The organism is Vibrio sp. Vb1337, from assembly GCF_033338715.1.
In the GTDB taxonomy this organism is placed as follows: domain Bacteria; phylum Pseudomonadota; class Gammaproteobacteria; order Enterobacterales; family Vibrionaceae; genus Vibrio; species Vibrio alginolyticus.
The window spans coordinates 1-1,242 of sequence record NZ_JAWOTD010000145.1 but is presented as its reverse complement, the minus strand read 5'-3'; the positions used below and the strand labels follow the sequence as shown (position 1 = coordinate 1,242).

Sequence of the window (1,242 nt, the reverse complement as noted above, 5' to 3'; positions counted from 1 at the left end):
TTTCAATGTCGATTCCATCTCACTGTACATTGTCGAGTTACGGCCGTATCCCTCCAGCGTTTTTTGCAGTTGCTGCACGCTTTGGCGAATATCTGCAGGGATCTCTTGTGTGTCTTTTTGGCTTAAGAGCTTATCTATGCTATTCGCCACTTTTTCTGCGGACGCCAAGGTGCGCTCAGACGTTTTCAACGTTGCGTTCAGAGACGTTAATGTATCTTCCATTGGTAAGTTATTAAGCTTGTTTAAGAAGTCATTTACTTGGCGCTGAACCTGTGCAAAGCCACCTCGCATTGTAGGGAATACGTCTAGCCCTTCATACGTGTTTGCCTCATATGGCGTATCGTCTGGATAAAAATCCGCATCAATGTACAGTGCACCAGTCAACAAATTCCCGGTTTTTAGTGTGCCGCGAAGCCCTTTTGCAAACTCGTCTTTTAGTTTCTCTTTGAACATTTCCATCGAGTGGGACTCAACATCACCGTATACACGGCCAAGCTCAATACGGACTAACACCGGAATTCTCTTCGCCGAGAAATGCTCTTCTGGAGTTGGAAGACGCATAGGCACTCTCATTACTGTACCAATGCGCAGGCCTCGGTATTCAACCGGAGCTTTGCGTTTTAGGCCACGAACGGACTCTTCGAATAGCATTACGAATTCGATGTATTCGTCGTACATGCCTTCGCGTACTTGTTTAACATCATCGTACAAACGGAAGTTCGTCATGTCTTTGGTAAGAGCTTCGCCTGACTCCATTCCAGGAATGCTATCAAAGGTGACGCCACCAGTAAGAAGGCTTTCAAGCGAGCCAAATTTCACTTCAAACCCTTCCGCATTCAACTGTAGATCGAGGCCTGAATTGAGCCAGAATTTGGTGCGAGTGCGCACTAAACTGTCGTAAGGCTTAAAGATGAAAAGTTGGTAAAGAGCACGGCGCGTATCTACGTCAAAGCTGGTTTTCTCTACTCGCCCAACCGTAAAGCCTTTATAAATAACCGGGTCACCTACACCAAGCTTACCTGCTTCACGGTGAGTCAAGACAATGCGCAGACCTTCTGCGTCAGGCGAAGCGACAGGTGGCACATCCAGAACTGCGAAATGATCTTTTTCGACTTCAGAACTGCCCGGTTGCAATTGAATGTAAGCACCGGAGAGAAGGGTTTCCAAACCAGAGACGCCATCACGGCCAATGCGCGGCTTCACCACCCAAAACATGGTGTCATCTCGCAGCATGCGCTCCGC

General features: G+C 47.8%; 1 protein-coding gene. It reads right to left on the bottom strand.

Annotation, left to right across the window (positions count from 1 at the left end; all coding sequences use genetic code 11):
• On the bottom strand, positions 1-1,242 hold a 1,242-nt coding region (pqiB, locus tag R7E42_RS24575), incomplete at both ends, for an intermembrane transport protein PqiB (protein WP_318073175.1).